Source organism: Halodesulfovibrio spirochaetisodalis (genome assembly GCF_001672295.1).
GTDB lineage: Bacteria > Desulfobacterota > Desulfovibrionia > Desulfovibrionales > Desulfovibrionaceae > Halodesulfovibrio > Halodesulfovibrio spirochaetisodalis.
In genome coordinates this window covers 24,709-48,006 of record NZ_JXMS01000029.1, presented here as the reverse complement: position 1 = coordinate 48,006, position 23,298 = coordinate 24,709, and the positions used below count along the sequence as shown (strand labels likewise).

Annotated in this window: 16 protein-coding genes; 4 read left to right on the top strand and 12 right to left on the bottom strand. The window is 46.1% G+C overall.

Annotation, left to right across the window (positions count from 1 at the left end; genetic code table 11):
* The 4 genes from SP90_RS13915 to SP90_RS13900 form a co-directional block, all read right to left on the bottom strand.
* Positions 1-1,597: HEAT repeat domain-containing protein (locus SP90_RS13915; protein WP_066857552.1), on the bottom strand; the 1,597-nt coding region annotated here is incomplete at its 3' end.
* A 37-nt stretch (positions 1,598-1,634) separates the two neighbouring features.
* Positions 1,635-2,687 carry a protein-glutamate methylesterase/protein-glutamine glutaminase gene (locus SP90_RS13910; RefSeq protein WP_066857549.1) on the bottom strand — a complete coding sequence of 351 codons (1,053 nt, stop codon included), beginning with the start codon at positions 2,685-2,687 and terminating at the stop codon, positions 1,635-1,637.
* Positions 2,688-3,077: 390 nt separating this feature from the next.
* Positions 3,078-5,231 carry a RelA/SpoT family protein gene (locus SP90_RS13905; RefSeq protein ID WP_066857546.1) on the bottom strand — a complete coding sequence of 718 codons (2,154 nt, stop codon included), beginning with the start codon at positions 5,229-5,231 and terminating at the stop codon, positions 3,078-3,080.
* Positions 5,232-5,234: 3 nt separating this feature from the next.
* Complete coding sequence (locus SP90_RS13900) at positions 5,235-6,929, bottom strand: peptide-binding protein (protein ID WP_066857543.1); 1,695 nt, start codon at positions 6,927-6,929, stop codon at positions 5,235-5,237.
* A 209-nt stretch (positions 6,930-7,138) separates the two neighbouring features.
* Between SP90_RS13900 and SP90_RS13895 the strand changes: the two genes are divergently transcribed.
* Positions 7,139-10,342, top strand: coding sequence for a DEAD/DEAH box helicase (locus tag SP90_RS13895; RefSeq protein WP_066857540.1), 3,204 nt, complete (start codon positions 7,139-7,141; stop codon positions 10,340-10,342).
* Between the two features lie 132 nt (positions 10,343-10,474).
* Here SP90_RS13895 and SP90_RS13890 read toward each other — a convergent pair whose 3' ends face one another.
* Positions 10,475-12,295 carry a methyl-accepting chemotaxis protein gene (locus SP90_RS13890; protein WP_066857537.1) on the bottom strand — a complete coding sequence of 607 codons (1,821 nt, stop codon included), beginning with the start codon at positions 12,293-12,295 and terminating at the stop codon, positions 10,475-10,477.
* Between the two features lie 537 nt (positions 12,296-12,832).
* Between SP90_RS13890 and SP90_RS13885 the strand changes: the two genes are divergently transcribed.
* The gene (locus SP90_RS13885; protein ID WP_066857534.1) at positions 12,833-13,414 is read left to right on the top strand and encodes a TetR/AcrR family transcriptional regulator; all 582 of its coding nucleotides are present in this window, start codon (positions 12,833-12,835) and stop codon (positions 13,412-13,414) included.
* A 74-nt stretch (positions 13,415-13,488) separates the two neighbouring features.
* Complete coding sequence (locus tag SP90_RS13880) at positions 13,489-14,016, top strand: carboxymuconolactone decarboxylase family protein (protein ID WP_066857529.1); 528 nt, start codon at positions 13,489-13,491, stop codon at positions 14,014-14,016.
* Positions 14,017-14,099: 83 nt separating this feature from the next.
* On the opposite strand, the gene sucD is transcribed toward SP90_RS13880, so the two are convergent.
* From sucD to SP90_RS13850, 7 genes are all read right to left on the bottom strand, one after another.
* Positions 14,100-16,208 (bottom strand): succinate--CoA ligase subunit alpha, encoded by a 2,109-nt coding sequence (sucD, locus tag SP90_RS13875; protein WP_066857526.1) that lies wholly within the window; start codon positions 16,206-16,208, stop codon positions 14,100-14,102.
* Positions 16,209-16,276: 68 nt separating this feature from the next.
* Entirely contained in the window at positions 16,277-16,441 is a 165-nt protein-coding gene (locus SP90_RS16980; protein ID WP_407920038.1) for a hypothetical protein, read from the bottom strand.
* 244 nt (positions 16,442-16,685) lie between these two features.
* Positions 16,686-17,342: a lactate utilization protein gene (locus SP90_RS13870; RefSeq protein ID WP_066857523.1), complete on the bottom strand. Its 657-nt coding sequence runs from the start codon at positions 17,340-17,342 to the stop codon at positions 16,686-16,688.
* Between the two features lie 4 nt (positions 17,343-17,346).
* Positions 17,347-18,708: a tetratricopeptide repeat protein gene (locus SP90_RS13865; RefSeq protein ID WP_066857520.1), complete on the bottom strand. Its 1,362-nt coding sequence runs from the start codon at positions 18,706-18,708 to the stop codon at positions 17,347-17,349.
* Positions 18,698-20,038: a histone deacetylase family protein gene (locus tag SP90_RS13860; protein WP_066857517.1), complete on the bottom strand. Its 1,341-nt coding sequence runs from the start codon at positions 20,036-20,038 to the stop codon at positions 18,698-18,700. Before SP90_RS13860 ends, SP90_RS13865 begins: the two co-directional genes overlap by 11 nt.
* Before the next feature lie 55 nt (positions 20,039-20,093).
* The gene (gene tmk, locus SP90_RS13855) at positions 20,094-20,750 is read right to left on the bottom strand and encodes a dTMP kinase (RefSeq protein ID WP_066857514.1); all 657 of its coding nucleotides are present in this window, start codon (positions 20,748-20,750) and stop codon (positions 20,094-20,096) included.
* A gap of 107 nt (positions 20,751-20,857) precedes the next feature.
* Positions 20,858-21,901 (bottom strand): 3'-5' exoribonuclease YhaM family protein, encoded by a 1,044-nt coding sequence (locus SP90_RS13850; RefSeq protein WP_082936461.1) that lies wholly within the window; start codon positions 21,899-21,901, stop codon positions 20,858-20,860.
* A gap of 259 nt (positions 21,902-22,160) precedes the next feature.
* Here SP90_RS13850 and surE point away from each other — a divergent pair, with 259 nt between their 5' ends.
* A complete protein-coding gene (gene surE, locus SP90_RS13845) occupies positions 22,161-22,922 on the top strand; it encodes a 5'/3'-nucleotidase SurE (RefSeq protein ID WP_066857509.1) in 762 nt (253 codons plus the stop codon).
* Positions 22,923-23,298: the final 376 nt, after the last annotated feature.

The following is a 23,298-nucleotide window of genomic DNA, read 5'->3' as shown; positions in this document are numbered from 1 at the left end:
CATCACGGTTTGCATCATGGAGCAACATTTTTACCTGCTCGATAAGCGTTGCAGACTCAGGGCTTAAAGCAATCAGCCCTTCCAAGGCAACAAGGCGGACATCGACTACCGGATCGGAAAGTGCTTCTTTAAGTAGCTCAACATGCACATCATTTCTAGATTTACCCAAGGCATACACAGCCATCATGCGTTCTGTCGGGTCATCACTTTCCACTCTGGAAACAAAACGAATCCAGAGCATTTCATTATCCATCGCAATGGCTGCTTCAAGCGCTGCATCCTTTACCTCAAGAGAGTCATGCGAAAGCATTTCAAATACAATCTCTGCGCTCTCTGGATGCAAAGAATTTTCCCCAAGAAAGTACAATGCTTTTTTCAGAATCATCTCATCAGAATGTTCCCTCAATACATTCTGGAAAAACAGTTCATCTGAAACATTGGCTGACTTAACCAGCACTGTGATAAGATCGCGCTGGACAAAAACTCCCTTATCGCTGAATACAGCCCGTATTGTCGGAAGAGCTTTACGCATCTCGCCTTCTGACATGCGTGAAACCGCCTCCGCCGCAACACGCAACGCAAGCTCGTTATCATCCTGAAAAACTTCAAGTAATGCAGAGTTACACCCAATATTGGCAAGACACTCAACTGCTGCAATCAGTTTGTCGGTATCCCGATCAACATTAAATGTTGCCACGGTACTCATCACCTTCTGTGTAGCTTCTGCACCTTTGGCAGTAGAAAGCCCACGCAACGCAGCAAGCTGAATCTGTTCATCTTCATCATCAAGTGCTGCCAGCAAGGCACTACAGAATTGTGAACGCTTGTCGGAAGGCAACAACTCAAGAGCTTTATCTCCCAAAAGCTGCACAACCGCTTTACAAATTTTATTCTGCAGTGGAGCAGGGGCAGACTTCATTTGCTCAATAAGTAGAGGAACAATTTTCAAATCCCCCATCTCACCAAGCGCCTCGACAATCATAGAGGCAACAAGCGGAGTCGCTTTACCCAGTGCTTTTACCAGTGCACCGGCTGTCTGTGCTGCTCCGATTTTGGTCAATGCTTCAATAACTGAAAATTGAACCCACTCTTCATCATCCAAAGCTTGAATAAGGCTATCCGCAGCGTCAGAAAACCCAAGTTCACCAAGGCTGACAGCAGCCTGATACCGAACGTTAACTTCCTGATCTTTCAATAAAGCTTCACATAACGGTGCTACTGAAAATAAGCTATTAGTAGAACCTAAAATGTCAGAAATAAATATTCGCAAATCCGGATCGGAGCTTTTCAGCTGACTCATAACGCTTTCAAGATCATCCTCTGCGATCTCACGCAGAATATCCATGGCAGCGTTACGTATCGGAGCTTCTTCTGAAGCAAGTAACGGAATTACAGCCTGAACAGATTTTTCACCGCGGATTGCCCGCAGTGCGCGGTCAGCAGCTTCCTGCACTCCCAGATTGCCTTCCTGTATATGCCGAATCAGCTCAGGAATTGCACATTCAATTTTTTCTGTACCTGCAACAAAGGCAGCATCACGAACAAACTCAGAATTATCAGAGCGTAACTGATCTAAAATCTTGTCACATTCAGACATAAATGAACCTTCTTAGTTGGCGGAAATCCCGCGGACATTATTTGTAAATGCTTTCCATTAACGCTGCCGCCATATCATCGATATCATGAATCTCATCGGTCAGCTTCGCGTCTACAATAGCTTTAGGCATGCCGTACACGACACAGGAGGCATCATTCTGTGCTAAAATATAGCCCCCTCTGCTCTTCAATTCGCGTATCCCAAGCAAGCCGTCATTTCCCATACCAGTGAAAATTGCCCCCACTGCTCTGCGTCCCTGCGTTCTTGCTACTGATTCAATTAAAATATTTGCAGAAGGCTTATACAGTGCATCTGCTGGCTCTTCCTTCACAGCAACTTCCATTCTGGAACCTCGCTGTTGAAGCACTATATGCTTACCACCCGGTGCAATATAGACTGTCCCTGGAGCAAGAGCCTCTGTTCCGCTTGCTTCCTTCACTTTTATTTTACAGACACTGTCCAGACGCTTTGCAAAAGGACCTGTAAAAGCCCCCGGCATATGCTGTGCAATAAGAATCGATGCAGGGAAATTTGCAGGCAATTTTGACAGCACCTTCTGCACAGCAGGAGGGCCGCCTGTTGACACACCTATTGCAACAACATCGCGCTTCGGTCTGCCACGCATGACTGGAGCTGCTGCAGGAGCGGCACGTCTTGCAGCTACCGGCGGCCTGCTGGTTCTTGGAGCGCGTATTTTACGACGGGAAACATGTTTTACTTTTTGCTGAAGGTCTTTTTCGATTTTAACAATCTCAAGCGAGACATTGGCAAGCTGCTTGGGAATAAAGTCCACTGCACCAAGTTCCATCGCCTTGAGTGTTGCCTCTGCACCTTCCATAGTAAGAGAACTGATCATCAAAACAGGACGCGGCATTTCCATCATAATATGACGAAGTGCTGTAAGACCGTCCATTTTCGGCATCTCGATATCAAGCGTAACAACATCCGGATCATACTGTCGTATGACATTAAGTCCATCTGCACCATTACGTGCAGTTGCCACAACTTTAATCTCCGGATCTTTCTCCAGCATTGTTGTCAGCGCTTTCCGCATAAAAGCGGAATCATCAACTACTACAACCCTAATCAACAGAATCTCCTGTTCTCATTTTACAACGGACCAGCACAGCATGCTGCCTTGATTCAATGCAGTCACACTGCATGTCGCTTCCAGTCTGTTTAGAACACCATAGAGAATTCTTATTATTTTACAATAGGCAACAATTTGCTATTTTTTGCAAATGTATTCTCATATGCATTCCCCCGAACACACGGGTTCTTAAAAGCCTATGAACAGCAAGCCAGCAACACGCTAAACGCACCACAACAATTTACGCGCCAAGCTCACTGCATACAAGAAAAGCCGCGAACCCTTTCGGGAATCGCGGCTTTTTTATCTACATGAAAACCTGCCTGCATTGCTGCATAGCTACTGTAGTCACAAGAAACCGCGGCTACAGAGCTTATCGGCAAAAAACAATTAATCTGAAGAAGAAAGTCTAGATACTTCTACCATTCCTTCCAATGCACGAAGTTTATCAATGGTTCTGTAGAGATGCGCAATATCACGCACTTCGACGGTGAATTCCATTTCAGACATTCCGTCAACCATAGAATGGAACATACCGGCATCAAGGTTCACTTTTTCATTCATCAAAAGTTCACTTACCTTTGCCATCATTCCCATCACGTTTTTGGAAATCATCTTGATACGCGCAGGGTACGGCTTATCCTCAGTACCATCCCAATACACTGAAATCAGACGCTCAGCTTCGAGGTTCTGCACATTAGGACAGTCAGACGTATGCACTGTTACACCACGACCACGACTGATGAAGCCTACAATGGCTTCACCCGGAACCGGTGTACAGCAACGTGCAAAACGCACGAGCACGTCATCCACGCCTTTGATTCCGACGCTATTAGCGTGGGTCTGCTCTACACGCTCTTCAGCCTGCGGTTCAGAAGTTGTTTCTTCCGGCTCCGGTTCGTCTTTTGGCAGGAGCCTTTGAAGAACCTTACGTGGAGTCAGACGGGCATACCCGACCTGTGAGAGGAGTTCATCAACTTCTTTGAGATTGAACTCTTCTGCGACAGCTTCGAACGCACCCTCTTTAAGAGCCTTCTGAACATTAATATCCATACGACGCCCAAGCTTCTCCAGCATCTCCTTACCAAGACTGATGGAGCGGGTGCGTTCTTCTGTACGGATAAAGTGATTAATACGGGTACGCGCCTTTGCTGTTTTAACAAAACGCAACCAGTCCCTGCTCGGGTGCCGGTGTTGGTCTGTAATAATCTCAACAGTGTCACCGTTTTTCAGCGGAGTAGAGAGCGGTACAAGCTTACCGTTAACTTTAGCACCGGAGCATTTATCGCCGACCTGCGTATGAATCATGTATGCAAAATCAACAGGGCTGGCCTCTTCCGGCAGTTCTTTAACATCACCGCCCGGAGTAAAGACATAGACTTCGTCTTTAAAGAGATCGAATTTCAAAGAACGCATAAATTCTTTTGAATCCGTCTCCATCTTCTGCCAGTCAAGCAGTTCACGAAGCCAAGTAAACTGTTGCACATCACGGGCTTTCAAGCGTCCGCCGCCACCTTCTTTGTACAACCAGTGAGAAGCAACACCAAATTCAGCCATCTGATCCATCTCATCCGTACGGATCTGGATCTCGATTCGCTCGCCTTCAGGTCCCATGACCGTCGTATGCAAACTCTGGTACATGTTAGCTTTAGGCATGGAGATGTAATCTTTAAACCTGCCGTGAACAGGCTTCCACATGGCGTGAACAAGCCCCAGCACCGCGTAACAATCACGCACATCCTTTACAATCACCCTAAAGGCAATAATGTCATGTACCTGATCCAGCGTGAGGTTCTGCTGCTCCATTTTCCGGTAAATGGAGTACCGGTATTTGATGCGGCCTTTAATTTCAGCTTTAATCTTGTTGTCTTTCATCATTGATGAAAGCAGCTGAATAACGCTCTGAATATACTCCTGACCTGAGATTCTGTTATCATCCAGCCATTCAGTGATGGAATTAAAGACTTCAGGTCGCAAGTAACGAAAACTTAAATCTTCAAGTTCCAGCTTGATACGGTGCAGACCAAGACGGTTGGCAAGAGGGACATAAATATCCATGGTCTCTTGCGAAATGAGCTTTTGTTTATGAGGTTTCTGGAAATCCAGAGTGCGCATGTTGTGCACCCTGTCCGCAAGCTTCACAATAAGCACGCGGATATCTTCTGCCATGGCAAGGATCATTTTACGGATGTTCTCCGCCTGAGCAGCTTCCTTGCTTTCAAAGGTCATCAGACTGATTTTAGTAACACCATCAACAACATCCGCCACTTCTTCACCAAACTGGGCATCAATCCCCTCAATGGTTGCGGAAGTATCTTCAACTGTATCGTGCAGCAAACCTGCTGCAATGGAAACATCATCCATTCGCATGCAGGCAAGTTCATAGGCTACAGAAAGCGGGTGCGACAGATACGGCTCACCCGAAAGACGGGTCTGGCCAGCATGCGCAGCAGCAGAAAAGACATATGCTTTCTGAATCAGAGCAACGTCCGCATCCGGACGAAGCTCTGTTACTTTATCTAATATTTCCTGAATCCTGATCATGGATTAGTTTGCAACCTCATAATGCCTCTGGCTTTTCGGAACCCACCATCGGTCTAAATTATGTGTAATGCCTGACAGCGCAGGCTCAATTCCTTTGAATCGCTTATGGACAATAGGCAGGGAATACGGAACATACAGAAAACAATATGGCTGGTCTGTGTGTAAAATCTCCTGAACACGGTCATACGCCTTTTTCCGCACATCCATATCAAGCGTATTCCGCCCGAGTTCAAGCCATTTATCCAGCTCAGGATTGATATATTTAATGAAATTCAATCCCCCGTCTTCAGCCCGTGATGAATGCCAAACCGTAGAAATATCGGGATCCTGAAGAATATTCCACCCCAAAATAAGTGCGTCAAAACGCCCCTTATTGATAAATTCCTTGATGAATGCAGCCCATTCAACAGTTCTAATAGTGACCTGAATACCGATATCTTTCAACTGACTTTGAATGATCGTGGCAGTTTTTATCCGTTCTTCATTACCCTGATTAGTCAGAATCGTGAATTTAAACGGGATACCGTCTTTTTCAAGAACACCTTTTTTATTCTTCGTCCATCCTGCATCCTTCATTATCTCAGATGCTTTTGCAGGGTCATACCCATAGTCCTCAATGGATGTATTGTACACCCATGTTCCCGGCTTGTAAGGCCCTTCTGTCGCCTTTCCCTGTCCAAACAGCACTCCTTTCACCAGTCCTTCTTTATCAATAGCATAGGATATTGCCCTGCGGACTCTGGCATCCTGAAAGAACCTGCTTCTAAAGTTAAAGCCCAAAAAAGAGTATCCAGAAGAAAGGTAACGATATTTTGCAAAATTATTTGTGAAAAACGCTGAATCTGTCTGATACAAATACTGTTGCGGTGTCAGCGTCATCATATCAAGATGCCCTGCTTTTAACTCAAGAAACATTGTAGAACTGTCTGGGATAACACGATAAACAACTTCATCCAGATACGGTCTGCCAAGGAAGTAGTTATCATTTGCTTCAAGAACAACTTTTTCGCCCCTGTCCCACTCTTTAAATTTGAATGGACCTGCACCTACAGGCTTTGATGAGAGCGGTGAGGACAGTAGATCTTTTCCTTCAAGCAGGTGCTTTGGCAAAATGTCAAGCATCCAACTGATGAGGATGCGTGCAAGAGGCTTTTCATAGGTTGCTTCAAATGTGTACTTGTCTATAAGAGTAAACTTTTTTACTAGCAGATAGTCTTGCGCATATGCAGTAGGAGTATTCGGATCTATGTATAATTTATATGTAAACTCCACATCCTCTGCTGTAAGCGGTGTACCGTCTTCCCACTGCACGTCTTTGCGCATAGTAATACGTATCCGTTTGCCTTCATCCAGAACTTCAAAGGACTCAGCGGCATACGGAACAATATTCAGATCTTTATCATATTTTAAAGGGGATACATAAATATGCGACGCAACCGTATGCGAAGCGGAATCAGTGCTGAGCATGGGGATCATATTTGCAATATCAGCTATTGAGCCTAAAATAATGCGCCCACCGTATTCCGGTTTTTGAATATTTATTGTATTGTCGCCAACGGCTCTTTCGGATGCCTTGCTAGAAGACGCTTCCGTGGTAGATGCAGATTGCTTTTTTTCAGCAGGAGAGCTGCAACCTGTCAGGAATAAAAAACATAACAGTGCCCCTAGAAGCACTCTTTTTTGCAAACTGCAATGCATAGCATCCTCACTATTGCCAAAATAATCAGATAGCGTATCCTGAACAGATACGGCAAAAGACATTCAGTACGGGAAAAGTAACGCTAACAAACTTCTACCCTATTGAAAACTGATTGAATTTTGAATAACCTTATGCCCCTCTTGCTATTAGGGTAAAATAGCAGGACGTCCCTTCAGGACGTTACATACTCCACAAGGAGCTTTTTTAGATGGATGAGGCTTCCGCAAAAAAACTGCTTCACGAACTGGTATCGAGTACCATTCCAGAATATATTATCGAAGGTTCCCAATATCTTTTGGACTCCGGCGGGGTTCAAAAGATAAGCGTAAAAAAAGGGGACGGATACTGGGATATTTCCGACACAGTTCAAGGTGAAGATTTTCAGATTTATTCTCCGAAAATTTCGTTGGATTTCCATGAGAATTCCACAAATTTCATCTGCAACTGTCCAGAAGCATTTTATGGCGCGTGCCGTCACGTAGGTGCCGCTGCGCTCAAGTTTATTCCTTCACTTGAAGAAGGAAGCACAACTGAGACTGCACCTGCTAAGCCGCGTTCAGACTGGAGACAAAACTTCAGGTCGTATTTTGCAACCGAACTCGAACCAGAGGCCGGTAGACACTACCTTCTTTACCGTTTTCACCCCGAACCGGGCAGACTACAGGTTTCGTTCTTCCGAGCAAGGCAGAACAAATCCGGACTGTCCACCGTACACAACGAAATTACTATCCAGCAACTCCTCGACCATCCGGACTGGCATGAACAGACTCCTGGTCTTGCGGAATTACTGGAGCAGGTCGGCAAGTATAACGATTACTTCGGCCATCGCGTTGAGATTCCCGACGGACTGCTCACATGGTTCCTGTGGACTGTTAAAAACGAGTACTACTTGTTCTGGCAGGACACTGATAAGCCATGCCGTATTGAAACCACCACCATGCAGCTCAAACTCAAGCCTGACCTTCAGGAAGAGGGACTTACCTTTGCAGTTATGATTGAAGGCAGCGGCAAGCAGCCTTTATCCATTACTGAAGAAGAAGTTTCCTTCCATGGCCAGATGCCGTTATGGGTTTGCTGGAAAAAAGGGTTTCACCCTGTTCACACAACTCTGGACTCTTCTCTTGTTCAGGATCTTGTGCAACAGCCGCCGCATGTCAGCCGCGATGACATCCCAGAATTTCTCGACAGAGTCTGGACACAGTTCCCGACATCTGACCTGCACGAACCTGAGAAGTTTCTTGAGCACATGGAACCTATCTTTGTTCCGGGTACCTATAACCCGAAACTGTTCCTCGATGAAGAAGGCTCCCTGCTCACACTGGAAATTCAGAACTTCTACGAAACAATTCACGGTGAATTCCTGCTTCCAGGGCCAAACCCTGAATTCATGACTGGCAGTTATTCTTTTGAAGGCACTACCTATCTCATCCGCCGTATGCAGGATGAGGAGGCCAAGCTTGCAGAAAACCTGCTTGAAATGAACTTCCAGCCACGTAACAACCGTATCTGGTTCCTTGAACCTGAAGAAGCAATCACCTTCCTTCTGGATGCGTACCCTAAACTTATTGAGCAATACCGTGTATTCGGTGAGAAAGCGCTCTCCAAGTACAAGGTTCGCCTTGCCACACCAGTTATTAACGCCACGGTGGAATCCAACGAAGACGAAAAGTGGTTCTCTCTTGATATTGAAGTTGATTACGACGGTCAGAAAGTTCCAATCGATCTTATTTGGAAAGCGTGGTCTCAAGGCAAACGCTACGTTCAGTTAAAAGACGGCTCTTACACAAGCCTTCCAGAATCGTGGCTGGAAAAAGTTGCGCACAAACTGCGTGCAATGGGTCTTGATCCTGAAAAGCCGCCTCAGCAGCGTTTTGAACAGTACGAAGCGCCTGTACTGGACAACCTGCTCGACGACCTTCCTGAAGTTGAAACTGACGGCTTCTGGGATACGCTGAGAGAAAAAATTCATACATTTAAAGAAATCGCTGCTGTTAAACAACCGGATGGCTTGCAGGCAACACTCCGCGGATACCAGCAGCAGGGACTCAGTTACCTCAACTTCCTTCGCGAATACGGATTCGGTGGCATTCTTGCTGACGAAATGGGACTTGGTAAAACAATCCAGACCCTTTCCTTTATTCAACATATGGTCGAGCGTGGTGACAGAGGCCCTAACCTCATTGTTGTACCAACATCTGTTCTCCCTAACTGGGACCGAGAGGCTTCCAAGTTCGTACCAGAGCTTACACGCCTCATTATTTACGGTACTCGACGAGAGAACATGTTCAAACAGATCAATGAATCTGATCTGGTTGTGACAACATACGCCCTGCTTCGCCGTGATCTCGAAGAGCTGCAAAACTACGAGTTCAACTCCATCATTCTTGACGAAGCACAAAACATCAAGAACCCGAACACCATCACTGCGCGCTCTGTTCGTAAGATCAATGCTCGCCAGAGACTTTGTCTTTCAGGTACACCTATTGAAAACAACCTGTTTGAACTGTGGTCATTGTTTGAATTCCTGATGCCGGGCTTCCTCGGTTCACAGCACGCATTCCAGCGTGGCATCGTGAAGCCGATTAAAGACGGTGACGTAGAAACTATTGAGCAACTGCGTACCCGTGTGCGACCTTTCATTTTACGCCGCACCAAAGCAGAGGTGGCAAAAGATCTGCCGCCTAAAATTGAAAACGTCCAATACTGCGCTCTTGCTGAAGAGCAGGCAGAGCTTTACGGCGCACTTGCTGCCAAGCTCAAAGAACAGGTTATGTCGGATGTGGACGAAAAAGGCATGGCAAAAAGCCAGATGTCTATTTTGGATGCACTTCTCAAACTTCGCCAGATTTGCTGTCATCCACGCCTTCTCAACCTTAACATGCCTGGTTTCACAACAAACCTGCCTTCCGGTAAGTTTGATGCATTCAAGGACATGATTACAGACATTGTTTCTGAGGGCCACAAGGTTCTGGTATTCTCCCAGTTTGTATCCATGCTGCATATTATCCGCTCATGGCTGCAAATTGCTGATATTCCATATGCATACCTTGACGGTACTTCCAAGGATCGTTTTGAACAGGTAGACAGGTTTAACGACTCACCGGATATTCCTATCTTCCTTATCTCCCTGAAAGCGGGTGGTACTGGTCTTAACCTTACCAGTGCCGATTACGTTATCCACTACGACCCGTGGTGGAACCCTGCTGTTGAAGATCAGGCTACTGACCGTGCTCACCGTATCGGACAGAAGTCACAGGTATTCTCATACAAAATGATTTGTCAGAATACTGTTGAAGAAAAGATTCTCAAGCTTCAGGATATGAAAAAAGGTGTTGCAGACTCCATTATTCCGGGCAAGGAAGCATGGAAGTCACTCACCAGAGACGATCTTGAAATGCTGTTTGAAATATAGCAGCAATGAAAAACAAGTAATAAAAAAGAGGGAACCAAACGGTTCCCTCTTTTTTATTCTATGCTGAATAACTATACCGTTCTGCCCTGTTGGTATAGCTGCTGGCGTGCAGTTGCCTTTTCTGCGCATGCCTTACTTTGACGAGCTTCCTGCATGAAGACGCAGTTCTTCAGTTACACTGGTAATCTGCTCTGTTGTATCACGCAAATCTTGAATAACCGTTGTAGCTCCTCGAACTTCTTCGCCCGAGGCAGCAACAAAGCCTTCCATTTGTTCCAGTGCGCTGGAGACCTGAGTGTACTGATTTGCTTGTCTGTCAGCAGCCTCAGATATCTGCTGTGAACGATCATAGGTTGTTTCTACACCGGATGCGATCTGCTTGAAACGTTCACCGGACTCCTCTGCTAACGTCGCGGTTGCAGTGATATCCTCTGCAATGCCATCCATAGACTGCGCGTTCAATTGTGTGGACTGCTGGATACCGGAAATAGTGCTCCCAACCTCTTTGGTCGCTTCCATCGTCTTCTCAGCCAGCTTGCGAACCTCATCAGCAACAACAGCAAAGCCTCGACCGGCATCGCCTGCGCGTGCTGCTTCAATAGCCGCATTAAGTGCAAGCAGGTTTGTCTGATCGGCAATGTCTGAAATAACAACCATAACTTTGTTAATTGAGTCAGCCTGCTTATCAAGCTCACTCATCTGCTCCTGAAGCACATTAGCTTTCTTGTGCACAGATTTGATAGAACTGAGAGATCTGTCTATCATCTGGAAACCTTCACGCACTGTTTCCAGTTCAGCCTTTCCTTGCTCCATAGCCTGATTAGCAAGTTCTTTGATAAGAAGTGCTGCCTGATGCAAGTGCTCCATCACCGCATCCACTTCATGCATCTGATTTGTCTGATCATCGGAACGTCCGCTTACTGCACGCATATGATCAGTCAGTGTCACCATTTTAGAACGGCTCTGTACAGCTGCCTGCTCAAGCATGTGTGCAGTACGCAATATTTCATTATATGATGTCTGCAGATGCTGACGATTTGTCTCCGCCTCCGCTTGCGCTTGCGCTGCAGTCTGTGCCTTTTCTTTTGCTTCAGCGCTTGCCGTCAACAACTGACTGTTACCGTCAACAAGAGCTTTGGACATCGCATTCATAGCCTGAGCCAGTTCCGACAATTCGTCTGCCCCGTCTGTCGGAATATGCAAATCAAGCTGCCCGGCAGCAATACTTTTTGCGCCTTCTTTCACTGAAGATAACGGACGCAGAATGCTACGGATAATTAAAAAACAACCGAAGGTAATTGCAGCGAAAAACACACTGAACAACACTGCTACCAAAATAATTCGAGGACGAATAAGAGTCATCAGGCTTTCTTTAAAAACTTCCTGATTCTTTGTAATATTCGTCATATAAATGCCAGTGCCTATCCAGATATCTGTTCCCGGGATAAACTGTGCAGATCCGATTTTAGGCTGCACCCCTTCACCTGGTTTATTCCATGCAAACGAAGTGATTCCGCCACCAGATTTTGCAATCTTATATAAATCCTGAATAATGTAGGCACCGTCCGGCCCTTTTAAGCCCGTCAAATCTTTTCCAATAAGAGAGCGGTTAGCACCATGCGCTACACATATAGTGCCTCGATATCCATAGAAGTATCCGGACTTATCTTTCTCAAAACGAATTTTGGTGAACGCTTTCTGGATAATTTGCTGCTGCTCAACCGGATCGCTCACACCTTCCAATGCGCTCGATAATGCGCTCACCAGAATTGATGTCGCAGCTTCTATTTTTTGCTTTTCCTGCACGGTTATTTGCTTATTCACCTCAACAGAACTCGTTTCAATAAGTTCGTTTGAAGCATGCCAGTACTCCACAAGCATTCCACCAAGAGAAATCAGAAGCAACGCAAATAGTAATTGAATTCGCGTTGCTATTTTAAATTTCCGTAACATTACTATCACCCTAATTTTCTATTGATAACAATTTATTCCAGTAGTGGGTGATGCCTACATACATAGTTCATGCGCTTTTCCCGAAAGACGCAACAAAGCTATGCTGTGCAACATGCAAGCATCTAATTTCACATAACAATGATATTGAAAAGATTTCGATATCCCCAAATATCGAACATGCGGAAGTGGTGTGTCTGTAGACATAGGAACAGCGTAACATCCCTAACTTCAAAGTGATACTTTGCTCAAGTTACAGACTATTATTGCTGACTATTAAAAGTGATTACCACTGTCAATACACCTGCCTAATATTCTTACATCCTATAGAAAATTCGTTAGCTTTTATCATTTTTTCACATGTAATATCAGGCTGCATAAGAGATTATCCCTGTAAGATTACTCCGTATTTCACTTGTGGCATACATATCACTATCTATTTTCTCCCTAACGACGGGCAGCACAAGCACTTCCCATTTTCCTATCGGTTGATAAAAAAGCACCTTGACCGATACTAGACGACTGGTCTAATAGGCACGTATGAATGAAGACACACGGGAACGTATTTTAGAAGCTGGCACAGAGCTTATCCACCTGCATGGTTTTCAGGGAACTGGACTTAAAGCAATTCTTGATGCTGCAAATGTGCCTAAGGGATCGTTTTATCATTACTTTAAAAGTAAAGAGGACTTTGGCATTGCTGTCATAGAATACTATGAACAAGTTATAGCACGTGCTCGGTTTCCGCTTGGTCAAGATCCATCACTGACTGCTATCCAGTGTTTTGAAAAATTATTTGAACTGTCCCGAAAATTTAATGCGGAAACAAACTACTCCCGTGGCTGCCTTATCGCTAATCTTTCGCAAGAAATGTCCGCCCTTTCCCCCCCAATCAGGGAACGGCTACAGGAGTCACACCGCAAGATCGTAAAAACATTTGCGGATATTGTGCGAAGAGGACAGGAGAAAGGAGAAATCAGTACTGCCTTCACTGCCGAAGAAGCAGCTGTATTCATTCTCACCTGCAGAAACGGGGCACTTACCAGTATGAAGGCAACCGGCTCCGAGGAACCGTTGCTTATTTCTGAAAAATTTCTTTTACAGTACCTGCTGCCAGCATAATTGCCTGCTTGGTAATGCATTGTTTTTTTGTACACCTTCTAACTAGACGACCGGTCTACTTTAACGGAGTTTTCATGTACCTACTCAAAACAATTTCAAAAGAGACAGCACACGGCGACCAAAAAGAAATCTTTGACTGGTTTGAAGATAAACCCATCAACACTCCTCCGTCTTTGCAACGCTATGCGATAAGCCCGAGTATTGCGAAATTCCATCTGGATCTTATCCGCTATTTCAGCAGTCACAAGACACTCAACTTCGCGCTCCTTTCCTCCATCCGGTATGCCATTGCAAGCAAAGTCTGCTATGACTCCTGCATCGCCATTAACGAAACCATTCTTAAGCGCTCAGGCATGACTGATGAAGATCTCAAAGCAGTCGCCTCAACTCAACAGGACACTCCACTCGAAGAACACGAGGAAGCCCTGCTCCAATTTGCTGTCACACGAGTTCTTCACCCAGAGCAGGGATGCACTCAAGAACAATTACAGGATCTCTATCAACTGGGATGGACGGAACAGGATCTTTTTGATGTAACCTACCACGGTTATACATTGCTTTCCGGCTCCCAGCTCACTGCATCTTTATCCACAGCAGGATAGAAGTCAGGCATACCCCCCAAATAATGTAAAGGCAGCCATCGAATACCAATGGCTGCCTTTAGTTATTCTATTGTAGGTCTGCTTTACGCAGACATTTTCGCTGCTGTGTTATCCAAAACACTTTTTACCAGCTCAGGCAATTGGGCAAGGTCAGGACTGATTACAAAGCCTGCATCGCGCATTGCCTGTAATTTACGCTCAATTCCGCCGGAATTTTCTTCAAGAATAGCTCCGGCATGCCCGAGACGTTTTCCCGGAGGAGCCGTACGTGCTGCCACAAAAGAAACAACCGGCTTTTCAAACCCTGTTATTTCCACATAGCGAGCAAGATCTTCTTCTGCCGAGCCTCCTACTTCACCTAAGATGAGCACTGCATGCGTATTATCGTCATCACGTACAAGCTCCAGCAAGTCGGAAAAGTTTGTTCCGATAAATGAATCACCGCCAATCCCCACACAAACGGATTGACCAATGCCCGCCCGTGACAATCTGTCAGCAGCTTCATAGGTTAATGTTCCTGAACGGGAGAATATTGCCACATGCCCTGCTTTAAAAACACTCGCAGGCATAATGCCTATTTTACATTGTTCAGGCACAATAATTCCCGGGGTATTCGGCCCGATAATTCGTGTACTGCTTCCGGCTGTATCCTTTAACGCTGAAAGCATACTTGCCTGTGCAACACCTTCTGTAATGCACACGACCCACGGAATATCTTCCGCTGCAGACTCCGCCACTGCGTCAGCTGCAAATGCAGCCGGAACAAATACAATGGAAGCGTCGATGCGGTGCTGTTTTTTTGCTTCGTGAACAGAGTTGTAGACCGGCACGCCCAGCACCTCCATCCCCCCTTTAAACGGGGTAACTCCTGCGACGATGTTGGTTCCGTACTCCTGCATCATAGCAACATGACGCTGGGCAACCTTACCAGTAATCCCTTGAACCAGAACCTGTGTATCTTTACTCAGTCCCAGAACATCCTTTATACCGCTACGGGTAAATGCAGGCATACCTGCAGGTGGAGCTTCTTCCTGCAACGTAAACTCTACGGTTGGTGCATCTGCCGGCTTTAAGGTATACAGCCGCTCAAGCGCTTCATTCATCTCCACAGTAATATATACATTCTGAGGGGCTGCCTCTTTTAGCAACTCGCGCCCTTCCACAGATTCAAATCCAGCCATGCGGATGACTATAGGCTTAGGGGCAGGCTCTCCCTCAAGCACTGCGAGCAAAGCCTTGCCAACTTCTTTGCAGGAAACAATCCCGCCAAACAGGTTGATAAACACTGCCTTCACATCATCATTGCCGAACAATAAATCCAAGGCACGCTTAATGCGCTCCCTGTCAGCAGCTCCGCCCAGATCCATAAAGTTTGCAGCAGTCAGACCGTTGAAATTCAGCAAATCCATTGTTGCCATGGCAAGCCCCGCACCGTTCACAAGAATACCGACCCAGCCTTTAAGCTCAACGTAACTTAATCCGGCTTCACGGGCGATATTCTCCTCCGGTGAATGATGCTCTGGAGTATAATATCCCTCCAACACATCGGGATGCATTTCAACCATGTTGTCATCCAGCTCCACCTTACCGTCCAGAGCCATCCATTCGCCCTGCTTTGTAATGACAAGCGGGTTGATTTCAGCCATCAGCAGGCCATATTCAGCGACAATGCCATAAAGTTTTTTTACCAGATCGCAGAAACCGGCAAAATGCTCTTTGCTAACGCCGAGCTCAAAAAAGGCAGCCCGTAAGTGATGGTCTTTAAGACCTGAGGAAAGATGAACACGCTGGATAAGCGGTTTGACAGCCTGAGCAGAATTTTCAACTTCAATCCCGCCGGCTGCGCTTACTGTGAAAAGAAGGTCTTTGCGCTCTCTGGAAAGCACAAAGGAAAGGTAGCATTCTTTTGCAATTTCGGTTGCCTGTTCCACACGAATAAATGGAACCGCATTCCCTTTAATCTTCATTGCAAAAATGTTCTCTGCCTGTTTATGAAATTCTTCCGGTGTATCTGCCCGCAGAATACCTCCGGCTTTACCGCGACCGCCCGTCAATACCTGTGCTTTCAAATACCACGGGGGAGAAAGATGCTCAGGTACAGTTACAGATTCAGGAGTCAAAAGCGTTCCTACAGGAACAGTGATACCAGCCTCGCCAAACAATTTCTTGCTCAAGTGCTCATTCAGAAACATGGTGCTCCGTCCGTACGATGCGAATTAGCAGTCATCAAGTGTTGGAACCAGTAGCTGGACAAGAATGTTTACGTACGGCTCTCCGTACAGGTCGGTAAATTTACGTTATCTTCGTGCGCTGTCGTCTGCATACAAAACCAACAGGTTGATGCATCTGTCAGCCAATGTGTCCCGCATACCCGCGTTCCCTGCATCTCCTCCCCTGCAGTACAAGCAAGTATGTTCCGACCCAAATCTCATAATAGCATAACAAGCTTACAATCCAGCATCCTTCAATAAATACGCACTGTGCCACAGCAATATCCAGTGCGATTGCATAACAGCGCGGCCTTTTCCACGCGTCAGGCATTATTCTGAAACTCCCCATGCAAACCACACTACATAGATGTCTCAGAGATATCGACGGTACGTTCCAGCAACATAGAACGCACCGCCGCAACGCTCGGATCAACTTACCGGAAGATCAGGCCATGCGGCCTAGTATCCGGCATCTTCATTAATCAAAACTATTTTTATGCGTTTTGCAGGAAACGACTTTTCAGTAATTGTCCAAATATTACAAATACGCTGAGGACTGGAACAGTCCATACAGTGTCCTGTTTTTTTGCAAGGAGTTTTCATATCAAGACGCATAGTGTTCACTGGTGCTACGTAGTCCTTGATGCGGAACATTGCATCATCCACGGTTTCAACCAGCTTGTTACGACTGATAAAAAGAACCACATGCTTAGGACCAAAGTTTAACGCAGCCACGCGGTTACCGATCATATCAAGGTTCACAAGCTTACCGCATTCTGTCACGGCATTAGTACCGGTAAGGAACAAGTCCGTAAGCAGGCTCTGACGACGCAACTCATACTTATCCTCATTGGATAATGCAGGATTGTACGGATCAAAGAACTCCAAGCCATCATGCTCGCGAACAAAATCGAGTATGCCAGCATCAGCAAGGGTCACAGAACCACCGCTGCCTACAGTTTTTACACCTTCCAGTGACGGAAGAATTTCGTGTTCAAAAACACGCTTTGCGTCTTTAAGGGAATCCGCCATGAAAACATCAAAATTGTTTTTCTCAAGCGTCTGCTTCAACTCGGCCAGTCGTAATGTCCAATAAGTATCAATCGGTTTACTCATCGTATTAGTCCACGTTCGTTATAAAAGGTCGTTTTTCACTATAAAGCGCAAGACGCTTTTCATACTTACCAAGCTGACGCTGCGATAAGCGATATGCAGCCCCGCGTGTTAATGCTTCTTTTTGAATAGTTACAGCCTTATCAAATTCATCCGTTGCTGCATATGCTGCAGCCAATGAATCTAATACTCGCGGATGCCTTTTACTCCGTTCCACAACAGATGTTAGCAAGCGTAACGCCCGCTTTCCGTCCCGAACAAGCTCTGAAGGACAGGTGGCTAAAAACCATGCTGCCTCATTAATAACAGTAATAGAATCTGAGCGCGTAAGGAGTTCTTCCATATCCTGCTTGGCAAGCATGTAGTTCCCCATATCACTCAAGGTCTGCATACGGGAAACAAGTAACCTTGTATCCCCCGGAGACACTCGCAGTCCTGCGTTTAAGTCTTCCAGTGCAGCGGAAAGATTTGTTGTGGTGCGCCACAATGCAGCCCTGTTCAACAACGCTTCCGTGTACATACTGTTAATGGAGATCGCTTTTGAAAAATCACTGAACGCTCCGTCAACATCTCCTATAGCCACCCTGCAGTATCCACGGTTGTTAAAGGCAACAGCATTGGTCGGATCAACTTCAAGCAACTTTGAGTACATAGCCTCCGCTGCGGCAGACTGCCCAAGCTTTTGCAGCAGTTTGGCCTGTCCCATGAGCAGGTCAAGCCGCTCCGGTGCAAGCACCACAGCCTTTTCCAACCAGAAGTAGGCTGTCCCCGGTTCAGATTGCTTCATTGCTACCTTGTACAAGTAGTACACTGATTCAAACAATGTTTTGTCACGGGTAAAGGCTGCTTTAAGCAGCGTCTTTGCTTTTGGATACTCTTTTTTCGTATATGCTACGATACCCTGCGCCACAGAGATAATGGCATGTTCATCAGCGTGCTTTTGCACTCCGCTTAACAACGTTTCAGCTTCTGTTATCTGCTTATCATGCACAAGCGCAATAACGGTGAGTCCTGTCGCGGTAATGTACTCAGCTTTCAGTTTTTTGCATAACGCATTATACTTCGCTAACTGACGTTTTCTGGACGCATGTTCTTCTGTATCTACGGTAATCTTAAGGTATTTTGCTGTTTTTGTTTCAGGCTGCACCGCAACCTTTTTATACTGTTCAAACAGCGCAACAACTTCAGACCATCTCTTTTGAGCGTACGCGTTCTGCAACAGATGGTACATCTCATCATTCTTTTTCAACTTCACCTGCATTTCAGCAGTAATAAACGGTGAAGCTGCTGCCGGTAAAACTGCACCGGCTAAAAAGCAAACGGCGAGGAGCAGTACTCCTACGCCGTTTTTATTCATCTTAAAAACCATACCGCATGTACTCCTTGTCCCTGCGGTTAATACTTTGCACATAGCGATATTTTTCATTGGCACACGCCTGTTCCAGCACCTTACGCCCTATGGCAAGGCAACGGTCACATGCACCAACCGGCACTTCAACTCCCAGACTTAAGGGATTCACAGACGACCATGTCTCCAGTCGTAATGTACCTGAACAATCAGGGCACAACACCACAGACTCAATCTGACTTTCGCTTATCCCGTCCGTGTCGTAGTACACGTCTTTAGCACGGACTATGAAATCGCCGTCGCGTTCATATCCGGTTTCTTTCACCAGTGTTTCAATATCCGGAGCAGCGGATGCAAAATAGCTTGCAAGCAGCTCTTTCGAGAGCTTTTCAATATACTCCGTAACCTGTTCTGTCTGCGCGTAACGTTGCGGAGAAAAATCCGGCTCTGCCACGTGCTCATAGTCAATTCCTGCCATTGCAAGGCAAATACCTAAATTGACATAGGGCAGCGCACCCTGAATAGAGTAGCCACCTTCTAGTACTGCAATATGCGGATTAAGCAGCTCGTTCAGCTTTGCATACCCGCGTGCAGAAAAATTCATGTTTGTAATCGGGTCGGAATAATGGTTATCCTGCCCTGCTGAATTGATAATGATATCCGGCTTAAAATCGTCCAAAACCGGCAACACCACATTTTCAATGGCATGCAGAAATCCTGTATCAGAAGTATTTGGAGGAAGCGGAATATTCAGCGTCTTCCCGTAGGCATTCACGCCACCACGTTCAGCAGGAAAACCGCTTCCCGGATACAAGGTTCTGCCATCCTGATGCATGGAAATAAACAGTACGTCCTTGTCATTCCAATACACATCCTGAGTACCATCACCGTGATGACAATCTGTATCTACGACAGCAATCTTGAGAGCACCGTATTTTTCACGGATATACTCAATCATGACTGCTTCAATATTGATGTTGCAGAATCCACGGGAACCATGCACTGACTTCATGGCGTGGTGTCCGGGAGGGCGAACCAGCGCAAAGGCCTTGTCCTTTTCCCCCTCCATCACCAGCTGGGCAGCACGAATAGCCCCTCCGGCAGAAATAAGATGCGATTTGGTGCACACGCTCTCCACATTGGGAAAACAAAAATGCGTGCGCTCCACATCTTCCAATGCTGCCACAAGCGGCTTGTACTCCGTAATCCCTTCTATATCGAACAGCCCTTCCTCACGCAGTTGATCCTGCGTGTACAAAAGGCGCTCTTCCCGTTCAGGATGCGTCGCACTGATAGCCCAGTCATATGCGGGGAAAAAGATTACCCCTAAGGAATTTTTTGCTCGCAGCATATTCTCTCTTCTGCCTGATGCGCTTACTATTCAATATTGACACGTCAATTCTTGACTAGCCAATAGCCTCAGCTTTCATAACATCAATACATGTACGCATGCTGTTTACCACCTGATCAAACACCTCATCAGGCGTTACAGAAGCATCGATTACAGCAAATCGCTTATTATTCAATGCAGCCCATGTCAGATACCCTTCACGTACACGGGAGTGAAATTCCATTGCTTCTGCTTCAAAGCGTCCCTCTGCACGGGAAAGACCTTTTTCAATATTTCGGGAAAGAGCACGACGCAACCCAATCTCCGGCTCAACATCCAGAAGCAGCGTAATATTCGGCCACAACCCTTTTGTTGCCACTTCGTTAAAAGAATGTAGCAAGTTAGGATCAAGCCCACGACCGTAGCCCTGATACACGACAGTGGAATCAGCATAGCGATCACACAGTACAACCTTGCCCGCCTCAAGTGCAGGTTTGATCACTTGCGATACATGCTGCGCTCTGTCAGCAAGGTACATAAACAGTTCCGCTTCACTGGTGATATCTGTATTTTCAGCATCGAGCAGTAACGCACGCAACGTTTTGCCAAGCTCACTGCCACCCGGTTCGCGGGTAAGCAAAACTTCATGCCCTTCTGATTCCAGCCAAGCATGCAGCTTTTTTAAAACCGTGCTTTTACCGGAGCCTTCCATACCTTCGAGAGAAATAAACATATTATGTCCTTATGATACCTTCAGCAAGTCTCCGGCAGGCAAAGAATTTGCCTCATCCAATTAACCCGATGACTTGTACTTATGGAAATTTGTATACTAGGAGCGTATTAAAAAGAGTCTTCTTCATCAAAGACAGTAACTGATGCATGCTCATCTATCGGAGCAGCAGGAAACTCACTCTTTGGAGTCGCATGCGGCTTGAAGATAAATCGACCAAGCGTATTCTGGTATGGAGTCCAGCCTGTTGCATCCTCTTCAAAATCACTGAACAGTCCACGCAGCTGAGCAAGCTTTGCGTCAATATTATCAGCATAATGCAGAACCAACGCCTCAGCAGTGGCAGGAAGCACCGGAGATCCCCACTCCCGCTGGCCATGATGTCCAAGAATTAAGTGCTTAAAATGCATCTGCAGTTCAGTAGAGAGACCGGATGCAGCAAGATATGGCTCCACTTTCTCAAGCCCGATGTTGATATGCCCTATAAGACGCCCCTCGTCAGTATAATCTTTAACGAGCCCTGCGCTAAGCTCCCATGCTTTCCCGATATCATGGAAAATAGCTCCGACGAGCAGCACCTGACGATCAAGCTCAGGATACTGGTCACATAACTTCATACAAAGTTCTGCGACAGAAAGGGAATGTTCAAGCAAGCCTCCAAGATACGCATGATGAACATTCTTTGCACCGATGGCATTCTTGAATCGTATAGAAATTTCTTCATCATTCAACGCAGATTCAACAAACGTGAGCCAAGGGGTATAGGTCAGCACTGAACGGCATAACGTTAACAGGTCAGCGTACATGTCATCAGGATGACGTTCAGAGGCTGAAACAAAATCCCCCATATCCAACTCAGCGGTTTCTTCTGGAGTAAGAATTTTCATGTGCTCAATATTTACATCCAGAATATCGCGGTATGTGCTGGCGCGGCCTTTTACCGCCAACATCTGTCCTGCAGCCACTTCAGGAAATTGCTGTGCAAGCGGGCTCCAGACTTTTGCGCCGATAGCCCCTGTCATATCAGCTAATTCAAGTCTCCAGTAAGGGCCGTTACGCGCCTGAGCAAGCGTTGCCTGCGTGATGGCAAAAATGGAAAGAACTTCATCATTATTGGAAATATCTCGAACAAATTGTATTTTTTTTAGGTCCATTTTATACCCTGAAGAAAGAATAAAGTACGTTTCAAAAATAGTCGTAACAGGAAGTACCGTTCTGCGTCTGAAATCAACGCTTATTCAAAACACCCGTTTGGTGCAGTTGCAAGCTGTATTCAGATATAATCTTGTACAGATTTCAACTAGAAACTGACGCAGATCATACTGTGCCATCACGACTGTATGATTCCTGTTTTTTCAAGAACTTGTCAAACCATTTGATATTTGCAAATACAAGCAAGAACCAGAGGTACCTATGATAATCGCACTGACCAATGATGACGGTATTCAAGCGCCAGGTTTACGCGCCATATATAAAGCTCTCGTTGAAGCAGGGCATACTGTACACTGCGTAGCACCGGTTACGGAGCAGTCCGCTGTAGGTCACGCCGTTACACTCTCCATGCCGCTTCGCATTAAGGAGTTCAAAGAAAACGGATTTCGCGGCAAAGGGGTATACGGAACGCCGGTTGATTGCGTCAAGCTCGGCCTCAGCAGCCTTATTGAAGATACAATTGATCTTGTTATCTCAGGAATCAACGCCGGTGCTAACGTTGGGCCGGATATTCTGTATTCCGGCACCGTCTCTGCCGCAACAGAAGGAGCCAGCATGGGCTACCCGTCCATGGCTGTTTCCTATGACAACTTCCGTCCGGAAAACCTTTCCAGCCAAGCCGAGTTCGCAGTACAGCTTGCTGAAAACCTTCCGTGGGACTCACTGCCAAAGCGCTGTGTTGTAAACGTGAACTTCCCGAATATGCCGATGGAGCAAACCAAAGGACTTCGAGTCTGCCCGCAGACCAGCGCAACATGGAAGGACTGGTATGTACACAATACTGATCCCCGTGGCGGAAGCTACTGGTGGCTGGACGGTAAAATTCCGCCGGAAGATGTCGCAATGGGCACAGACCGCGATTTGCTTACGGAAGGATACGTTACCCTCACTCCCCTTAAGTTTGAGTTTACAGACGAACAAACCATGTCTGCCCTTTCCGTACTTAATATGGATCAAGGGTAGCCCTTTCTCCCTACAATAGAAAACACGCTGTGTCGGTCTGCAATGTTACTGCAACAGTCCGGCACAGCGTATAAATATTCAACACCCTACGTTATGTGTAGCAACAACTTAACGTCTGTTCACAAAATTATTTTCAAGAAAATTGCACCTAGCTATTGCAGTTTGTTTACTTTGCTTTTAAGAGCACCACGTGTAAAGTACACCTGTTTGACGCCAGTGCGGATTTTTATCCGGCGTTAAACTGTTATATATGAGAATAACGCTTAGTCCACCCAAGCCCCTTTGTTTCAACATCGTGGCGCTTCAATGCGCTGTCAGTGTAAACGGTTAACTTTTGTCCGACCTCTACACGCCCATGGTCGAACACATCGTTAAG

Excerpts from the sequence above, each read along its gene's own strand:
- SP90_RS13905 (WP_066857546.1), bottom strand. The coding sequence starts at position 5,231 with ATGATCAGGATTCAGGAAATATTAGATAAAGTAACAGAGCTTCGTCCG.
- SP90_RS13900 (WP_066857543.1), bottom strand. The coding sequence starts at position 6,929 with ATGCATTGCAGTTTGCAAAAAAGAGTGCTTCTAGGGGCACTGTTATGT.
- SP90_RS13895 (WP_066857540.1), top strand. The coding sequence starts at position 7,139 with ATGGATGAGGCTTCCGCAAAAAAACTGCTTCACGAACTGGTATCGAGT.
- SP90_RS13890 (WP_066857537.1), bottom strand. The coding sequence starts at position 12,295 with ATGTTACGGAAATTTAAAATAGCAACGCGAATTCAATTACTATTTGCG.
- SP90_RS13885 (WP_066857534.1), top strand. The coding sequence starts at position 12,833 with ATGAATGAAGACACACGGGAACGTATTTTAGAAGCTGGCACAGAGCTT.
- SP90_RS13880 (WP_066857529.1), top strand. The coding sequence starts at position 13,489 with ATGTACCTACTCAAAACAATTTCAAAAGAGACAGCACACGGCGACCAA.
- sucD (WP_066857526.1), bottom strand. The coding sequence starts at position 16,208 with ATGTTTCTGAATGAGCACTTGAGCAAGAAATTGTTTGGCGAGGCTGGT.
- SP90_RS13870 (WP_066857523.1), bottom strand. The coding sequence starts at position 17,342 with ATGAGTAAACCGATTGATACTTATTGGACATTACGACTGGCCGAGTTG.
- SP90_RS13865 (WP_066857520.1), bottom strand. The coding sequence starts at position 18,708 with ATGGTTTTTAAGATGAATAAAAACGGCGTAGGAGTACTGCTCCTCGCC.
- SP90_RS13860 (WP_066857517.1), bottom strand. The coding sequence starts at position 20,038 with ATGCTGCGAGCAAAAAATTCCTTAGGGGTAATCTTTTTCCCCGCATAT.
- tmk (WP_066857514.1), bottom strand. The coding sequence starts at position 20,750 with ATGTTTATTTCTCTCGAAGGTATGGAAGGCTCCGGTAAAAGCACGGTT.
- SP90_RS13850 (WP_082936461.1), bottom strand. The coding sequence starts at position 21,901 with ATGGACCTAAAAAAAATACAATTTGTTCGAGATATTTCCAATAATGAT.
- surE (WP_066857509.1), top strand. The coding sequence starts at position 22,161 with ATGATAATCGCACTGACCAATGATGACGGTATTCAAGCGCCAGGTTTA.